At 58.4% G+C, this 18,410-nt stretch carries 13 protein-coding genes; 10 read left to right on the top strand and 3 right to left on the bottom strand.

The genetic code is table 11. The features are described from left to right. The first annotated feature begins 24 nt into the window (after positions 1–24). The 6 genes from panB (at position 25) to A3M7_RS0119860 (ending at position 7,123) form a co-directional block, all read left to right on the top strand. On the top strand, positions 25–888 hold the full coding sequence (gene panB / locus A3M7_RS0119895; protein ID WP_027545475.1) for a 3-methyl-2-oxobutanoate hydroxymethyltransferase: 864 nt from the start codon (positions 25–27) through the stop codon (positions 886–888). A gap of 19 nt (positions 889–907) precedes the next feature. After that, entirely contained in the window at positions 908–1,747 is an 840-nt protein-coding gene (panC, locus tag A3M7_RS0119890; protein ID WP_027545474.1) for a pantoate--beta-alanine ligase, read from the top strand. Positions 1,748–1,982: 235 nt separating this feature from the next. Next, a complete protein-coding gene (locus A3M7_RS44660) occupies positions 1,983–2,267 on the top strand; it encodes a hypothetical protein (protein ID WP_049823575.1) in 285 nt (94 codons plus the stop codon). After that, complete coding sequence (locus A3M7_RS48695; RefSeq protein ID WP_156936940.1) at positions 2,264–2,407, top strand: hypothetical protein; 144 nt, start codon at positions 2,264–2,266, stop codon at positions 2,405–2,407. Before A3M7_RS44660 ends, A3M7_RS48695 begins: the two co-directional genes overlap by 4 nt. A 251-nt stretch (positions 2,408–2,658) precedes the next feature. Further along, positions 2,659–4,578, top strand: a complete 1,920-nt coding sequence (locus A3M7_RS0119875; RefSeq protein WP_198033781.1) for a methyl-accepting chemotaxis protein — start codon at positions 2,659–2,661, stop codon at positions 4,576–4,578. A 1,732-nt stretch (positions 4,579–6,310) separates the two neighbouring features. Next, a complete protein-coding gene (locus tag A3M7_RS0119860; protein ID WP_027545471.1) occupies positions 6,311–7,123 on the top strand; it encodes a polysaccharide deacetylase family protein in 813 nt (270 codons plus the stop codon). A 541-nt stretch (positions 7,124–7,664) separates the two neighbouring features. Here the strand turns inward: A3M7_RS0119860 and A3M7_RS0119855 are convergent. Continuing rightward, positions 7,665–9,131, bottom strand: a complete 1,467-nt coding sequence (locus tag A3M7_RS0119855; protein WP_027545470.1) for a PLP-dependent aminotransferase family protein — start codon at positions 9,129–9,131, stop codon at positions 7,665–7,667. Between the two features lie 102 nt (positions 9,132–9,233). On the opposite strand from A3M7_RS0119855, the gene A3M7_RS0119850 reads away from it, so the two are divergent. The 3 genes from A3M7_RS0119850 to A3M7_RS51290 are packed head-to-tail and all read left to right on the top strand — an operon-like array spanning position 9,234 to position 10,512. Further along, positions 9,234–9,860, top strand: coding sequence for an FMN-binding negative transcriptional regulator (locus A3M7_RS0119850; protein ID WP_027545469.1), 627 nt, complete (start codon positions 9,234–9,236; stop codon positions 9,858–9,860). A 26-nt stretch (positions 9,861–9,886) separates the two neighbouring features. Beyond that, on the top strand, positions 9,887–10,249 hold the full coding sequence (locus tag A3M7_RS51295; protein WP_306417042.1) for a LysE family translocator: 363 nt from the start codon (positions 9,887–9,889) through the stop codon (positions 10,247–10,249). Beyond that, on the top strand, positions 10,144–10,512 hold the full coding sequence (locus A3M7_RS51290; protein WP_371090205.1) for a LysE family translocator: 369 nt from the start codon (positions 10,144–10,146) through the stop codon (positions 10,510–10,512). Before A3M7_RS51295 ends, A3M7_RS51290 begins: the two co-directional genes overlap by 106 nt. Positions 10,513–11,883: 1,371 nt before the next feature. On the opposite strand, the gene cysN is transcribed toward A3M7_RS51290, so the two are convergent. After that, positions 11,884–13,788: a sulfate adenylyltransferase subunit CysN gene (gene cysN, locus A3M7_RS0119840; RefSeq protein ID WP_027545468.1), complete on the bottom strand. Its 1,905-nt coding sequence runs from the start codon at positions 13,786–13,788 to the stop codon at positions 11,884–11,886. Continuing rightward, positions 13,789–14,724 carry a sulfate adenylyltransferase subunit CysD gene (gene cysD, locus A3M7_RS0119835; protein WP_049823583.1) on the bottom strand — a complete coding sequence of 312 codons (936 nt, stop codon included), beginning with the start codon at positions 14,722–14,724 and terminating at the stop codon, positions 13,789–13,791. Between the two features lie 2,107 nt (positions 14,725–16,831). Here cysD and A3M7_RS44650 point away from each other — a divergent pair. Beyond that, positions 16,832–18,052, top strand: a complete 1,221-nt coding sequence (locus tag A3M7_RS44650) for a methyl-accepting chemotaxis protein (protein WP_198033780.1) — start codon at positions 16,832–16,834, stop codon at positions 18,050–18,052. The last annotated feature ends 358 nt before the right edge of the window (positions 18,053–18,410 follow it).

The following is an 18,410-nucleotide window of genomic DNA, read 5'->3' as shown; positions in this document are numbered from 1 at the left end:
GCAGTGGAGCGATCGGGATCTTAGATGAGCCACATTTCAGAGCAGCCTGTTGAACGTGTCACGATTCCAGTTCTGCAGCGATGCAAGGAGGAGGGGCGCCGTATCGTCATGACCACCGCCTACGACGCGGTTACGGCGCGCATCGCCGATCCCATCGTCGATGTCATCCTCATCGGGGACAGTGTTGGCAACGTCTGCCTCGGATTTGACAACACGCTGCCGGTCAGTATGGCCATGATGAACCATCACCTGGATGCTGTTGCGCGCACGAGAGCTCGTGCCTTGCTCGTTGCCGATATGCCCTTTCTCAGTTTTCACCTCAGCATTGAGGAGACGATACGCAACGCCGGGGGCTTTCTGCAGCGAGGCGCGGCAGCGGTTAAGCTCGAAGGCGGAGCGAAGCGCATCGAAATGGTCCGTGCCCTGGTCGATTGCGAAATTCCTGTGATGGGGCATCTGGGCCTCACTCCGCAGAGCGTCAATGTCATGGGTGGTTTCAAGGTGCAGGGCCGGAAGGCCGACGACGCTCTGCGGCTGCTCGACGACGCCCACCGTCTGCAGGAGGCCGGATGCTTCGCTCTGGTGCTGGAGGGCGTTCCGGCGGAGCTCGCCGCGCGCGCGACGGAATTCCTGACGATACCGACCATTGGAATTGGCGCGGGTCCCAGTTGCTCGGGCCAGGTGCTCGTATTCCATGATGTCCTGGGATTGACTGAAGGTCATCGGCCTAAATTCGTTCGCGCCTATGCAGAGGGTTTTCAGCTGTTGCAGGAGGCGCTGTTGCGCTGGGCCGCAGATGTCCGCAGCGGTGCGTTCCCGGGACCGCAGGAGTCCTACGGGCTTCCCCAAGGTCTTGGCGAAACGATCGCAAACTGGGCTCCCACCTAACCTGATGAACAGCAAAGCAATGCAGACAATCACGACAGTCGCCGAACTTCGTCGCGCTCTTTCAAACGCCCGCAGGGCCGGTAAACGCGTCGGATTCGTGCCGACCATGGGCTATCTGCACGACGGCCATCTGGCGCTGGTCGAGGCAAGCCGGGCGCAATCTGACGTCACCGTTCTCAGCATCTTCGTGAATCCCACTCAATTCGGACCGAACGAGGATCTCAGCACCTATCCACGTGACTTCACGCGCGATGAGAGGCTGTGCCGCGATGCCGATGTTGCCATCGTCTTTGCGCCGGATGCCAGCGAAGTCTATCCGGCTCAATTTGAGACCTTCGTCGAGCCGGGGGGCCTGGCAAAACCACTCTGCGGAGCGTTCAGGCCGGGGCACTTTCGCGGTGTCGCGACGGTCGTCTGCAAACTGTTCAACATGGTGCAGCCGGATGTCGCGTTTTTCGGACAGAAGGACTTTCAGCAATGCGCGGTCGTCCGTCACATGGCACTTGATCTCGATCTTCCTATCGAGATCGTTACCGTGCCGACGGTCCGGGAAGCGGATGGGCTCGCGATGAGCAGTCGCAACCGCTATCTCAGCGAGGAAGAACGTCGGCGGGCTCGCGCCATCAGCCGTGGACTGTTCGCCGCAGCGGACAAGTTTCGCTCAGGCGAACGCGACGTCGAAAAGCTGCTTGCAATCGCCAAAGGGCATTTGAACGAGGTCGATCGGCTGCAATACCTTGAGCTTGTCGACCATGACACGCTCAAGGCCGCCGAAAGTCCGCTAAACCACCCGGCGGCACTGTGTGCCGCAGCCTATGTAGGCTCGACGCGGCTAATCGACAATGTGATACTGGCGTGACCGACTTCCTATCACCAGCAGAGCGGATTAGGTGCGGTGAAATCCGTCGGTAAATTCGCACGAACGCGGAATTTAAGCGCCGAGTCGAGATGAATTGCATTAATCAGCATCCAGATGCCCTTACCATGCAGGGTTAAGCGCAACCCCGTTTTACGAGCCGACGTTTGGCGAGGCCGACAACCAATGACGCGGTCAAATCCCTCTCAATTCCGGTGACGCGGCATAGGAGCAGGACATGGCAAGCCATTTCTACCGGTTCCGCATGGGGGCGTATGCCGAGACATTGTTTCAGCGCAGCAAGCGCGAGAAGCAGGAAATGATTTGGCTGCAGTACAACTTGATGCGGCTCGGGAGTGAAGTCGTGCGATCCGAGCACTGGTCCATCGCGGCGGAGCAGCCAATTCGGCTTGAACACGGCGCGGCCAAAGTCGCCCGTAGAGGTGAGACGACCTTCGACGATCTCAAACAAATCGGACGCGAAGCCTTTCCCGAAGCGCCGACCATGTGGCGGCAGGCGTGAACGACAGCAAGTTGTTGTTCTCTGAACATCCTGGTGAGCTGTCCATTGGGGGAAAGACCAACGTCTCCATGTTCTCCGACACCGATCATGCAGATATTTGTAACGCGACCGGCTGCGTCGTGCCCGTGCTGGTGGGCTGAAGGAAAGTTGCGCCTATAAACGCGAATTCAGGATTCCGAAATCAATCTAAATTAGCAAGCCACTCATCGGCGAGCAGAGCAGGCCAGCTCCAGTTCTGCTCGATACTGAATAATCGCTCGTGGGATCAGCGACAACCAGCGCCGTACCGGGCGCACAAAAATCATCACGGGGTACAATGACCGGAGTAGCGAGCAGACTTATCGGGCGGTTGAGGAGTTGCCGGGGCTTCCGCATTGGGTTGCGCGGCCAAATGGCACTGCTCGGGATTTCGGGAGTTGTCGTCACCGGTGCGCTCTGCGCCGGCGCCCTGAATTACGCGAGCCTGGTCCAGAGCGAGGCGAACGACAGCAGCAAGTTCAAAGATCATGTCGCATCGTTGTCACAAAGCTTCCTGGAGTCACGCCAAATCACGAGCGACTTCCTGCGCAAGCCCAGCGAAATGGCGATCACGAAACACACGAAAAGTCATGAGGAGCAGCTCGCAGACCTGAGCGGGGTCGAAGCTTTTGTGTCGGCTCTGCCCGACGGGGACCCACGGAAGGAAGCGACCGCGTTGCGATCTGTGATCAGTCTCTACGCGACTCGCTTTCAAAACGTCGTCTCAGCGCAGCGCAACCTCGGCTTCAACGAAGATGATGGGTTCCAGGGCAAGCTGCGCAAGGCCGTGCACGCCGTCGAGCAACGTCTAGCCGACCTGAACCAGCCACGCCTCACGATCTTGATGCTGACGATGCGCCGGCACGAGAAAGACTTCATTCTCCGTGGCGAAGACAAAGATGGCGATCGACTGGCTGACCGGGAGGCGGAATTCGAGATCGCGCTTGCTCAGGCGAGCCTACCCGCGGAGATGAAATCCCAGCTCCTCGAACTGATCCGCGCATATAAGTCGAGCTTTCTGTCCCTCATGGTGACGCAGCAGGCGCTGAGCGATCAGGCGGACGATCTCGGGCAAATCTACGACCGCATCAGCCCAGCGCTTGCAAAAATCATGGCCGCCGCTGACATGCACTCGCGGGCTGCCGAAATGCAAGCAGAACAAATTCAGCGGAAGCTGATTTGGCTGATCGGGCTTGCAACGCTGCTCGTTGGCATGCTCGCGTTGCTGTTCGGCCGGCGTGTCGCAAAGACAGTCGCTTCGATGACGGCGGCCATGCGCCAGCTCGGCGACGGCCGGTTCGACGTCGTTCTGCCAGGCCTTGGCCGTAAGGATGAACTTGGCGAGATGGCCGAAGCGGTCGAACTATTCAAGCTGAAGGCGCGCGAGAAGGCGCAAGCCGAAATCGATGCAAAGGCCGAACAGGATCGTACCGCCGCCGAGCAGCGGAAGGCCGATATCGCCCGGATCGCCGGCGAATTTGAAGCCGCTGTGGGTAAGGTTATCTATACGGTCTCCTCTGCCTCCTCAAACCTTGAAGCCTCCGCCCGCAGCCTTACCTGCACGGCTGATCACAGCCGCCAACTCTCGGTCGAAGTCGCCAGTTCATCGGAGCAAGCATCTAGCAATGTTCAGCTTGTCGCGACAGCGACGGATGAAATGGCGGCAACGATCGCCAACATTGGCCGCCAGGTTGAAGAGGCCGCCGATATCGCGCGCGAAGCGGTTCGCAGGGCCGAACTCAGCGACCAGCGCATGGTCGGTCTGGCTGCTGCGGCGGAGCGGATCGGCAGCGTGGTCCAGCTGATCGCCACAATTGCGCGGCAGACCAATTTGCTCGCGCTGAACGCGACGATTGAAGCGGCGCGCGCCGGCGATTTCGGCAGAGGTTTCGCGGTTGTCGCTGATGAAGTGAAGTCTCTCGCAACGCAAACGGCGCACGCGACTGTCGAGATCAGCGAGCACATTCACGGCATTCAGGCGGCAACAACTGACTCGGTCGGCGCAATTGCCGACATCGGCGTCATTATCGGTCGCATTTCGAACATCGCCGTGACCGTGGTCAACTCCATCGCAGAGCAAGGGGCGACGAGCAAGAATATCGCGTCCAATTTGCAGGAAGCGGCAGCCAGAACCAGCCAGGTGGCGGCGAGCGCCATTGAAGTGACCAACGGCGCAAAGGAGACAGGAGGGGCTTCGATGCAGGTGCTGATGTCTGCCGAACTGTTGTCTGGGGAAAGCGCGCGGCTGAGGCGCGAGCTCGGCAGTTTCCTCGGGAGGGTCCAGGCGGCTTAAGCTGGCATCACGAGCCGCCGGAGCCGGAACATCGATGCGGTTTCGAAGATTGCTTCAGTTGCTTAAGGCAATGGCGCGAGCGAAAGCGTCGTCACGTGCGCGGCCAAAGCCGTCGCACGTCGTGTCCTTCGATTAACCGCCTGCGCAGGAGATGACCCGTAGCTCCTCTCATCGTGGTCCATGTTCCATGTTTGATCGCTCCTGCTGCAGAGCTTCCATACCGTTTCGATGCAGCCAAAGAAGCGCTCTTGCGAGCTGACGGAGATCGTTTCGGCTCGCACCAACGGGCAGTCGTCGTGCCCGACGAAGAGCATCCGCAGCTTGCTTCTCCAATCGCGATAATTCCCGCTCTGTCATCGTCACTTGACCGATCTACACTCAATCATGCCGCACGCTGCTGGGTTGGCCCAACGGCACTTATGCCCGGACTCGGACGGGCAGCAGCCTCAGATCTCAAGTATGCCGGCAGTGCAATCTGCGCCCGTGCCATTTCGCAGGCTAGGGGACGTTGACGGCTGGCATGGGCGTGGTCGGCCCCGGCACGAAACCATCCTGGTGTCGGCCATGGACCGCGAGCGCAATTGCAAAGGTCACAAGGAGAATGATGAGCCCACGCATGGCAAAAAGCTTACTCCGGTAGCAGTATCGGATTTATGAAACACCTCGCACTCCGGGATGCTTGAGGATCGGCGTGCAAACCCCGTGACCTCTAAATCAGACGAGCGTGTCGGGCCGCAGTGACAGACCGGCTTAGGCTCGACCTTCCGGATTCTCAACGCCTTCTTGTTGAAAAACGGCGCGCGATCACCTCAGCGCGCTGGAAAAAAGCATGTCTTCCTGACAACAGCAGGAATAGTGCACGCGATTCGCATAATCATTTATGCGTTCGCCGGTCAAACCGCGAAGGCAGCAATGGGGCTCATGGTCTTCGCCGCAACTGAAAGCGATGTATGCCCAATCACGACTTCGTCTCGGGTAGCCTCCTAGCACTGACCGCGGCCGGCGTTGCGCTGCTCTGCTCGAGCCTGCTTGCCTTGGTCTTGATCTAAAGCCAGTGCGCCGGCTTTGGTTTCGTGCCTTTGCGCATGCGGCGTCGTGATCGGACGTCTTTCGATGCGAATCTGTTGGTGAACTCGGCCGGTCAGCTGCGAATGACTAAGGTTATAACGAGACAACAAGTTCGTTGAATGTATACGGCGGAGGAAAAATGATCAGATCAATATTCGCTGCGTGTTTGTTGACGTGGTCCGTTGGTGCGGCGCAAGCGCAATACCTCGGTACGGGTTCTAACCCAAACAGCCTCGGCGTCTCAGGTTACACTCGCAGCAATGGGACTTATGTGCAGCCATACACGGCGACAAATCCGAAAGCACTCAGCGCGACAACTACGGCACCAGGGGCAACTATAATCCGAACACTGGCACATTTGGCCATCGCTCGGCGCGCTACTGACGAAAGTCGCCGCGATGGCCAAGTCATCGCGTAACACCGGCAAGCCTTGGAGGCGCCAGGACCATCCGGCAGCTCAAAGAGCTGGCAAAAGGCAACGCACCCAAGCGCGTTATCGGGCTCAAGCTCGGCCCGACCGAGACCGCAATCTACGGGAAGGCGTCATCCGAGGGCATCTCCCTCAGTCCCACAAACCAAAACCCCTACAATCGCAAGAAATGATGGACTTCGCCGGTATGCTCCAGTGAGCGCATTAAGCCTTGAAGCACTTGGGCCGAGCGCAATGGCAAAGTTGCGCCTGCACAAGGCGGCTTCACGGCTCGTCGGCGCTGCGACGGCGCTGCTCACTGGGATTGCCGTGGTAAACGCGGCCGATTGCTCACGCAAGGATGCGCTTGGCACTTCGCGTGTGCTCGCTGTCGATGCAAAAACCTATCCCCGCGTCGGCTTGAAGAGCTTTCCGCAGACCTTGCCGTTAGCCGATCATGAGGTCGTGCTCACGTTCGATGACGGGCCGAGGCCCCCAAACACGCAGAAGGTGCTGGCCGCGCTCGCGCAAGAGTGCGTACGAGCCACCTTCTTTCTCGTCGGCAAGTCCTCCGCCGAACTTCCCGAACTTGTCCGGCGGATCGCCGCTGAGGGTCACACCGTCGCGCACCATAGTTGGTCGCATCCGATGATGTCTCAGATCAGCTTCGAGCAGGCGAAGGAAGACATCGAGCGAGGAATCGCGGCCGATGAGATGGCGCTCAACGGCGTGTCGACCCAAGTGCCCTCGACGCCGTTTTTTCGCTTTCCCTATTTCGACTCGACGCCTGCGACGCTCGATCTTCTGCAGTCACGTGGCATCCTCGTCTTTAGCGCCGATCTTTGGGCGGCCGACTGGGAAAACATGACCCCGGAGCAGGAATCGAAGAAGCTGATCGAGCAACTCGAGATCACCAAAAAGGGGATCATTCTGTTGCACGATCCGCAGGCGTGGACGGCAGCTATGATGCCCGCGTTTCTGCGCTACCTGCACGACAATGGCTATCGGATCGTACACTTAGTGCCGGCTGCTGCCTCGGCCCAGACGCGCGCCGACGGAGCTCATTGATGGTGCGCGAGCGGCTCTGAGTTCCGCTCCGGAACCGCGGATTACGTAGAGTGCGGCTGCGTCCACCTGCAAAGAGGCGATCTCTCCGCACTAGCCGCCCTCGAAATCACCCATCGCCCCCCGATAATCGCCAGTCGCACCTGCCAGGCGCCGTCCTCAATTAGGACACGCGCAATTCAAATTGGAACACAGCCATTTGCCTAGCTGAGCATGTTTCGACGCTCTGATGCAACGACCAGAAGGAGGGGGCCGAGCTTTCCTCCGGACTATTTCGGACAGTTGAGCCCCTCAGGAAACAACAACGCCGCTCGCTTGAAATGAGTGCGAGCGGCGTCGCTCCAGCCCCGGGAGGATGATGCAAAATCCCGGTCGCCACTAAACTAGCTTAACCTGTGCCAAAATACATGTTCCGAGACGGGACACACGCGGCGGCAGATGAGAACGTAACATAATAATCCGCGACCATAGTCGGCGCTCTGCGCCGAGGTTTCCTCGCGTGTCAGGGAACGTTTGGAGCGGCATGGGGCCTGATGCGGAAGTGCTATCGTGCCCTCAGTGCACTGGCGAGGCGGTCAACACCGTGTCGGATCTCTCGTGCTTCAAGTGCGGCGTAGCCGAAAACAAACCCAGCTCGCCGTTTCGCGCTTCCCGGCCCATTTTCGTATAGTCCGGAAACAGGATAAATGCCGACGCCTCTGTGCCGGGCGTTTCGTGCGGTTGCGTCCTCCTGCGCCGCATCGAGTTTCTTGAACCAGGCCACCACATGGAGCCCGGCCTCGGAACCCTGCACTTCGATAGCGTCTCCAAAATGTTCAACGAATGCCTCAAGCAAGGCTGAGCGGCGCTGCGCGTTCTTTCGCCGCAGCTTTCTCACGTGCCGCTCGTAGGCGCCCGAGTGTAGGAAGTTGGCCAGCGCCGCTTGCTCAAGCGCCGGCGAGTGCCGATCGGTAAGGCGCTTGGCCGTGCGGAAAGCGTGGATGAGCTCTGGCGGAACCACGACATACCCTAGACGCAGCAAGGGCGAGAGCGTCTTTGAGAGCGTTCCGAGATAGATGACGTGAGCCGCCTCATCGAGGACATGCAAGGGCTGAATGGGACCAATATCGTATCGGTACTCGCCGTCATAGTCGTCCTCGATGACATAGGCTCCCACCTTGTCGGCCCACTGCAGCAATTGAGCACGACGCTGTGCTGAGAGAACGTGACCTAACGGAAATTGATGTGAAGGCGTCACGTAGCAAAGCCGAGCCTTTTTGACATCCTTAAGGGCTTGTGTCTGCAAGCCTTCTTCATCGACCGGGACGAATTGAGGCGTAGCCCCCGCACTCTCAAAAACATGCCGGGCGGCCCAATAGCACGGCGTCTCAATCACGAAGCGATCGCCGGGATCGAGCAATATCCGCGAGCACAGATCGAGACCCTGCTGTGATCCGTTGACGACAATGATCTGGTCGACGCCGCAGCGCAGGCTGCGCGCACGCCACAGATAAGCTTGCAGCGCTGTTCGCAGCTCCATTGATCCCTGCGGGTCCTGATAGCGCAGACTGCGCGGACCAGGCGTCGTCAGGACTTTCGTCAGAGCGCGGCGCCAGGCCAGGCTCGGGAAATCGGCAGTCGCAACATCGCCATAGCGAAAGTCGATCCGCAGGGGCTCGGTCGCGATCGGCGGGCCGGACAATTCGAAGAGCCGTCGCCCGAACGCCGATAGACGAGCGGTTCTTGGCGCCCGCTTGCCGCCTGCCTGCGACAGGCTCCCCGATCGAAGCGCAGGCGCAACGCAGGCCCGGCGACCCTGCCGCGTCTCGATGAAGCCTTCCGCGAGAAGCTGCTCGTAGGCGGCCGTAATCGTGGTTCGAGAGACTCCAAATTCGGCCGCGAGGGCGCGGGTCGAAGGAAGCTGGTCGCGCGGTCTGTAGACGCCATCCTCGATCTGCGCCTTCAATGCTTCATAAATTTGCCGCGCCCCATTTGGCTTATGGCACCGCTTTCCTGTCTCGGACTGGCCCACCAATATCGCTCCAAACTGGCCCTTCAAAGCGGCCTGTGTGCGGCCTAGATCATCGGGCCTCAAGATCCGATCGAGGTGTTCGGATGCGGAGGAGTTCTAGCAATGTATATGCCGCCAGCCTTTCGCGTCGAGGACATCGCCGAGATTCATCGGACCATGCGTGAGGCCCGCTCGGCAACCCTTGTCACTGCAACCGAAGAGGGGCTGATCGGAACGCTAGCTCCGATGCTTCTCGACGAGACGGAGGGTCCGAATGGCACGCTTTACGCGCACGTGGCAAGGTCTAATCCACAGTGGAAGCTGCAGCCTTCCTGTGAGGCGATGGCCATCTTTGGGGGGCCTGAAGCCTATGTCACTCCGTCCTGGTACGTGACGAAGCAGGAGACGCACAAGGTCGTGCCAACGTGGAACTACGTTGCGGTACATGCCTACGGTACGATCGAGTTTTTCGATGATGCGGATCGGTTACTCGACCTCGTGAGACGACTGACGGACCTGCACGAGCAATCGCAAAAGGACCCCTGGGCAGTCGCGGATGCTCCGGCTGATTTCATCCAAGCGCAGCTCAAGGCGATCGTCGGCCTGCGCATGCCGATCACAAGGTGCGACGCCAAGCGGAAGATGAGTCAGAACCGCAACGCAGCGGATCGCGCCGGCGTCATCGATGGATTGTCGAGGAGCGATCGCCCTGAAGACCATATTGTGGCCGCGCTGATACCCAGAGGATGACGCTGGACCCTGCCGGGACGAGGTGAATGATAGTCGATTTTCAACCGTTCTTGCTGTTCTTGGGAGCTGCGCTCCTGGTGGCGATCACATCAGGACCCGGGATATTCTACGTTGCGGCACGAACGTTCGCAGGTGGCCGTCCGCGTGGTCTGGCATCGAGCTTTGGTACCGGTGTTGGCGGTCTTGTGCATTTTAATGCCGGGGCGGTCGGCATTTCTGCGCTCGTGATGGCGAGTGCGGAAGCCTTCACTATGCTCAAGCTCGCCGGAGCCTTCTATCTGATCTGGCTTGGCTTCAAGACACGGAAGCCGAGATCGTCGACCCGGTCGGGCTGGAGACAGTCGGTGTCGGACGGGCATTTCGGCAAGGCATCATTGTTGAGGCGCTGAATCCGAAGACGGCTGCATTTTTTCTCGCCTTCATCCCGCAATTTATCGACCCAACCGCCGATGTCGCCCGGCAGTTCGTCATCCTTGGGACCATTTCAGTTGCGCTCAACACTGCTGCCGATGTGGTCGTGACCCATTGGGCCGCCAAAGCAAAAGCGGGACTGGCCAAGCGACCATCGGCCCTCGCCAAAATGCGACAGCTATCTGGTGCAGCTATGTGCACGCTGGGAGCTTCACTCCTTGTTGCGCGGCGGGCTGGTTGATCACCGCTGGGCATCCATTCTGCCAGCTACCGCCTGTGTTTTACGTTGCTGCGCAATCTTTCAGCTTACTGCTCAGGAAAGATGGCGCCATCTATGAAGACCACAGCGTGCATACCGTCGTTCGCCTCGGGTCGCGCTAGTCTGACGAGACTGGATGTGCGGCATGTGGGTGATCGGTTCGCTCCGTCGCTGTAACGGCCGGCCGCCAACCTTCACATCCCGAACAGCTCGGACATGAGTCATGAATCAGCCGAACGGCAAGCCGTTTTAGAGTTTTTGGATTTGTTTCGCCGTCCGCGGCTAGATTCAGAATCTTTTCGGCGAGGCATGCTTTTAAGGAAGACGTCCGCGCCGGTTCCGGCACCATTTGGACAGCATCGTCCAGGACGCGTCTCAACACGGCACGCAGGTGAGCATCTGAATTTGCAGCTGTCATGGGGCTAATCCAACGGATAAAATCTGTGCGGGTTGGCTTCGGCTCTCAGCCAGTGTTCCGAAGATCCGTCGAAGCCCACCGTTCGATAGTCCCGTGTCGTCTAGTGATTGGTGCCGTCGGCTTGGTTGCCGTCACACCCGACACATACAAGAAACATGTTTAGCGGAGGTGACACTGAAGCTTGGAATGCAAATTCTTTGTTGGGTTTGCTTTGTCCAGAACGAAGTCGCGAGGGAGTTGTGTAACGACCGACCGAATCCCAGCAGATCGTGCGGCCTGCAGCTCCGTTCAAGAGCACGTGGTAGAGGTGATCAATGAATCTCCCTGCGGCGACATTTTTCTGCGTAAATTATCCGAACCGGCCGAGTAACGTCGAATGCAAGCAGCTCGTTTGGGTAAGGGCGACATCATGCGGGCGCTTATTCGGCAGCAGAGTCGTTTCCCAAGAACTGCTCAGAACCTTGTCGACTGGAGCAGCAAAGGCCAGGGCGTACCTATCCCACGTGGCGCGATGCGGCGCGCCGGGCCGGCAGGCCGCCCGTTTTTCGACAACGCCGTCTGAACCGGATACGAGCCTGTGTGGGTAAAGGTAATGCCGGAGACGAACTCGACCACACCACAAAGGGGTCCTTCACAAGAGTGACCGTAGTCAGCTGCTCGTCGATGCCCCGACTGACGCAGGAACGGATGACATTACCCACAGAAGCCAAACCAAGCGCGCGCCGCGTTCGACCGAGCCTTTCACGATTGAGAACGTCGGGCCAGTCTAGACCGATCCGAGCTCGCTGCGACTTAGGGCCCGCAAAACTGGACGTCGCCGGATGGTGCAGGAGTTCGGCATCATGTGACGGCGTGGCATTTGGTCCGATCCGCCAGATCAGGTTGGAGGTGAGAAATGCCAGTCCCTCGGCAAACAGCTCCGACAGCCGAGCCGGCTAGTTCTCCGTCCGGTTGGCCGGCACGATGATCCCTCGTGTGGCCAGGCAGTTTAGCACCGTATCGGCCAAGCGCTCCGGCTGCTGGTTCAGTGTTGTCAAATGGATCTCCGGCGCGCTCGGCGCCTCGTACGGCGCATCGATGCCGGTAAAATTCTTGATCGTGCCTGATTTCGCCTTGGCGTAGAGCCCCTTCGGATCGCGCCGCACGCATTCGCCGATCGGCGTGTCCACAAAGACCTCGATGAATTCGCCGTCGTCCACGAGATCGCGAACCATGTCTCGCTCGGCCTTGTAGGGTGAGATGAACGAGCAGATCACGAGCAAGCCGCTATCGACCATCAGTTTGGCAACCTCCCCGGCGCGGCGGATGTTTTCAACCCGATCGGATTCGGTGAAGCCGAGATCTCGATTGAGACCGTGCCTGAGATTGTCGCCGTCCAAGAGCATGGTGTGATACGACATCGCAAATAGCTTCTGGTCGACGAGGTTGGCGATGGTCGATTTGCCCGCGCCGGAAAACCCGGTAAACCAGATGATGCAGGGTCTTTGGTGCTTGAGAGCGGCGCGCTCCTTCTTGCCGAGTGAGAGCGGCTGCCAGGCTATGTTGGCGGCACGCCGCAAGGGGAAGGCAATCATGCCAGCGCCGACGGTCCGGTTGGTGTCGCGGTCGATCACGATGAAGGAACCGGTGCGCCGATTCGCTTCATAGGAATCGAAGGCTGCCGGCTGTACGGTTGCAATATTGCAGAAGCCGATTTCATTGAGGCTCAAAGTGCGGGCTGCCACGTGCGCGCCGGTGTTGACGTCGATCCGGTATTTCATCGCCGTGATGCTGCCGGACGCAATCGATTGCGTGCCGATCCGGAAGGCATAGGACTGGCCCGGGACCATGGGCTCCTGGTCCATCCAGATCAGGTGGGCGGCAAACTGATCAGCGACCTCCGGTCGTTCCGTCGGCTTAGCGATGATATCTCCCCGGCCGATGTCGATCTCGTCGGTCAGCGTAATGGTCACCGCATCGCCGGCTTCGGCGCGCACAAGGTCGCCATCGTACGTCACGATCTGCTTGACGCGCGAATTGCGTCCCGATGCCGGAATAACGATTTCGTCGCCGACCGCAATGCTGCCGGAGACCACCGTTCCAGCGTAGCCGCGGAAATCCAAATTCGGCCGGTTCACCCATTGTACCGGGAAACGGAAGGGCAAGCCGGCCGTCTCGGACTGGATGTCGATATTTTCGAGATAGTCCAACAGGCAAGGGCCGTGAAACCAGTCGGTATTGCGGGACAGGCGGATGATGTTGTCGCCGTATCGTGCGGAGATCGGGATAGCCGCGATCGACGTGAAGCCGAGGTTCGAAGCGAATTCGACATAGTCCTCCACGATGCGATCAAACACTTCCTTGCGGTAATCGACCAGATCCATCTTGTTCAGGGCCACGACCACGTGCCGGATGCCCAAGAGCGAGCAAATGTAGGAGTGGCGCTTGGTCTGCACCAGGACGCCTTTGCGCGCATCGATCAGGATGACCGCGAGCTGGGCGTTGGAGGCGCCGGTCGCCATGTTACGCGTATACTGTTCGTGACCGGGCGTATCGGCCACCATGAACGATCGGCGCGGCGTGGTGAAGAAGCGATAGGCGACATCGATGGTGATGCCCTGTTCGCGTTCGGCCTCGAGTCCATCGACCAGCAGGGCAAAGTCGATATCATCTCCGGTTGTGCCGTGCTTGACGCTGTCGCGCGCAAGCGCCTGCAGCTGATCCTCATAGATCGCCTTGCTGTCGTGCAGAAACCGGCCGATTAGCGTCGACTTTCCATCGTCCACCGAGCCGCAGGTGATAAAGCGAAGCTGATCCTTGCTGTCGGTGAAGGTGAGCTCTCGCAGCGCATCAGTATCCATTCAGAAGTAGCCTTCCCGCTTCTTTTTCTCCATCGATGCCACCTCATCGGTATCGATCAGCCGTCCCTGACGCTCGGAGAGGGTCGCAACCTGCATTTCCGCGACAATGTCTTTGATGGTCGCGGCGTCAGATTCGATGGCGCCGCTCAGCGGATAGCAACCAAGCGTGCGGAAACGCATCGTCTTAAGCTCGGGCGTCTCGTTCGGAATTAGGGGAAGGCGCTCGTCATCCACCATGATCAGCGTGCCATTGCGATGCACCACCGGCCGCTCTTTCGCGAAATAAAGCGGAACGACCGGAATGTTTTCCAGCATGATGTATTCCCAGACATCGAGCTCCGTCCAGTTCGAAATGGCGAACACGCGCATTGTCTCGCCTTTCCGGCTGCGAGTGTTGAAGAGATTCCACAGCTCCGGCCTCTGGTTGCGCGGGTCCCAGACATGTCCCTGCGAACGGAAGGAGAAGATGCGCTCCTTCGCCCGGCTTTTTTCCTCATCGCGCCGGGCGCCCCCGAACGCCGCGTCAAAGCCGTAAAGGTCGAGCGCCTGCTTGAGCGCGTCTGTCTTCATCACCTGCGTGTGCAGCGTCGATCCGGAATCTATCGGGTTAATGCCGCGCTCGATCCCGTCCTGGTTCACATGAACGATCAGGTTGATGCCGAGACGCTGGGCCGTCTCGTCGCGAAAGCTGATCATCTCGCCAAACTTCCAGGTCGTGTCGACATGCAAGAGCGGAAACGGGACCTTCGCCGGATAGAACGCCTTCTGCGCCAGGTGCAGCATGACGCTCGAATCCTTGCCGATCGAATAGAGCATTACGGGCTTACTAAATTCGGCAACGACTTCGCGCATGATCTCGATGGACTCGGCCTCCAGCCGCCGCAGATGCCGCGGCAGCGTGCGCGTCTGTGGTTTAGTGATATTTTGTGCGTTCATTCTGAACATCTGCGGTTCCCCGCGCGGCAAGTCGCCGTTTCGATAATCTAACTTGCCATAGCTCATGGGGCCGCTCTCAGGGTCCGTAACGTTGAACAGCAATCACGCCGATTATCCGCGCGAGCTTTCGAAACTCATCCGGATCAAGTGTCTTGCTTACGTGTAGCTTTCGTTTCCGTGCCACGCCGAACGATCGAGAACGGAAAAGTAGAATAGGTGGCACCAGGAACGAAGCATCTGACCTGAGTGCTCGAAGCCATTGGTTATGAGATGAGGAGATCAAGATCAACACCTGAAGCGGTTGTCTCTATTCAAATTCTGGATGTGCTCCATCGACACAATGGATTTTACCAGTCGTACGAAATGGCGGATAACAAACGCTCAGTTGGAGAAATAGACCATCAGGCCGGTTTGCCTCGTATTTATGTGAGCGCCGTCTCAGATAGCGGTCGTCGGTTCTTGACGCGCCTCATCGCGCAGCTTTTCAACGAACGTCATTCGGCGAACGGCATTCATTTGACGTTTTGCAGAAGGCTTCGTGAAGAAATACTGACGCCGCTGTCAACTTGCCTACGCGCAAGTGTTGGGCCGAATTGCTTGAAGCGCATTTTCTATAGAGCAGTCAGCCGCGACAGCGCCTTGTGTTCGTCATGGATATCAGCCTGCTCGTGGCCAAGGTTAACGGCGAATGCCCTCGCCGTAAATGAACCGCCGGTAGTCCTCCCGATGCCGACGGAAGCTGGTGCGATGTCTTGTAGCATCGCTCCTCCCAGACTGAACTTCGCCCGGCCCCAAAAGGGTCGGGCCCTTTTTAGTGCGGCCGGATCCTCGCAAGCGAGCTCAACGCCTTTCGGTGTGCCCTTGGGACGCATCTGTCCATTCAAGCCAAGACCAGACTATCTATGGCTGGAATCGTATAGCGATCCGCCTTTGTATCGATGCCGTGGATACATTCGATCATAACAATCGATTTTACCGATCGACTTAAACGCTGGATACTCATCGTGCCGGTGAATTTCGAACTGAGACGCCGCGGGTCGTCAAGGTCGATTGTCGATGGATGAGGCAGTCGGGCAGCCCTACGCAATCGGCTGGCCGGCAGATCTCAATCGTTTAATTCGCGTGCCAGAAGGGTGCATGAGGCAGTCATGAGTATGAGTGGGGACGGGTCTACCGAAGCGGCCAGTCGAGCGCCTGAAACGAGCGTATCGAGCGACGGTGCTTTGTGCGCTACCCCTTCGACTTCTCTCGTTTCACCTGCGCAGACGCGTCAAAGGTTTTTCGTCGTCCCGGTGAGGACAAGGCCGGTCGAACCGCGCGCTGTAGAACGCATGGTGCATAGTCCTCGTTGCAACTCGCGTGTCCAGGACCTTAAGCGGAGCATCGAGCTCCAAATCGAAGAGCTGGCAAGGCTAATAAATGACGGCAAAAACGGGCAAGAGGCGACCCAACTGCTGAATGAGCTCACAATCGAGCTCATAACCGCAGCGCTCGGTCTATGGGTAAACCGCGACGAGCGAGCCTACGGCGCGGTCATAAGTAGTGGAGCTGGGCGAGTCATACAGGACTACCGCAGCGTATGCGAACCAGAACAGCTGTCGATTTTGGCACGAATCTTTGATGATGCAGTTGCCGCACTACCGGAAGAAATGCGAACCGCTGCTAACCGAAGGCAGATCGCCGCGCTCATTCTGGGACGTGCAGCCATAGCTGAGTTCGAGCTGGGCTTACTCATCAGGTTTGTAGTCGCCGTTGCTTCTGTCGTTTGATCAAATCTTGCTGCGTCCCATGTGGGTTGGATCGAGGTCGGTTTCGTTGTTTAGAAGGTGATATGTGTAAAAATGCACACAGCGTTGCCGACAGGACAGTCACGTAAGAGAAGTCTTAATTGAGGTTCGATACGACCACTTACGCCGGATTCAATTGGGGAATTAGAAATATGTGGCACAGTCGGATATCAAGTCTCGCTCTGGCATTGTCTGTCCCGGCAGCGACGGTTGCGGCTAATGCAGACTTCCTATCACTTCACTTCTGGGGCGGGCTCGTTCTTGGTGGATTTATGTTGGTCCTTTCCGTCGTGACGTCGAGGAGAGGAGAGGCGTCCGCAGTGACCTTGGACGAAGCGATGGCGATCAAGGCCTTCGAAACGATCAAGGACGGTATCACGGTCTATGATGCGGACAAGTGCGTGCTCGCCAACGACGCTGCAGCCAACATGCTCGGGTTTTCCAGTGGAGAAGAGTTGAAAGGGTTGAGTATCGCCTCGCTTTCGCTGGATCCTCAACCGAACGGCAAGACTGTTGCGCAGATGTTCGAGCAGACCAATGAGGTTGTGACGCGGTCGGGACACGTGGCGATCGAATGGTGGCTTCAGCGCAAAGATCAATCCTCCATTCCGGTCAGGATAGGTCTTGTTGTTTCGGAATTCAGCGGCCGTCCGTTAGTCGTGTGTGTATGGCAGGATATAACCGACCTGGTCCGGATGCGAGAAGAGAGGCTGAGTCTTGCGAAGAGATTTGATAGCGATGTGTCGCGGGTCGTCGACGTTGTGGCGAGTTCAATGCAGGACATGCAAGCGGTCGCATCGGAAATTACAGCTTCAACGGGCGATGTCTGTCTTCGCACTGAAGCCATGACCGAGATGGTGAAAAAGACCGAAGGAAACTCGACCGCCGTTGCTTCGGCCGCTCAGGAGTTCTCGGCTTCGATTGCGGAAATCAGCCGACAAGTTTCGACGGCCGCGAACATTTCGCAAACTGCGCGCGACAAGACCGGACACGCTGAAGCAACGTTAGGTGAGCTCGTTGCTTCGGTGACGAAGATCAGCAGCGTCGTCCAAATGATCGAGAGCATAGCCTCGCAAACCAATTTGCTGGCGCTCAACGCAACCATCGAGGCAGCGCGAGCCGGCGAAGCGGGGCGAGGCTTTGCAGTGGTGGCTGGGGAAGTGAAGAATCTTGCCGCGCAGGCGGCAAAAGCGACGAGCGAGGTTGACGCTCAAATTCTTGCCATTCAACAGAGGACGGAACTTGCGACTGCGGCGATGAGTGACATCGCCGGTATAATCGACAAGTTGCAGGAGATATCCAGCAGCATATCGGCGGCAATAGAGGAGCAGTCGATCGTGACGAACGACATCTCAAGAAGCATTACTAACATCAGTTCCGATATGCGCGAAGCGTCCCGAGATATTGACCAACTCAACGATGCCTCGCGTGCCTCTGGCTCATCGGCGGGGCAGGCCGTTGGGAAGATGAAGAATTTGAGCAGCAATATCGTTTCATTGCAGGGGCAGGTCAGCGACTTCTTGATCAAGATCTCGGCGTAACGTGGCGCGCTCAGTTCAGGTGCAGGTCAAGCAACCAAGTCGCCACGACGTCTGCTGAGTGGGACGTTGGTCGGCCAGACGGAACTCTATAATCGGATCGATAACCGTTGTCGGTTCATCCGGGCGCGGTTCGTAGGCCAGTTCGGATGCTGGTTCGATTGAGTTGCGATCGAGCGATGCTGTTGTAAACCTCTGTTTCGACGGTAAGCTGGCACTCAGCGAGTGGTACAGAGTTTGATTGTCTAGCTCTGAGGGGTGACCGGTTGGCGACCTTGCTTTGCAGTTTGCGATGAACGGATGGCGCGCCATCATGCGACCGTCCGCATCCACGCCAGTACGTCGGCTTCGCGGTAGTGCC

This window comes from Bradyrhizobium sp. WSM2254 (assembly GCF_000472645.1).
GTDB classification, from domain to species: domain Bacteria; phylum Pseudomonadota; class Alphaproteobacteria; order Rhizobiales; family Xanthobacteraceae; genus Bradyrhizobium; species Bradyrhizobium niftali.
Note: the sequence above shows the minus strand (reverse complement) of the source record. Positions and strands in the feature narration are given on the sequence as shown.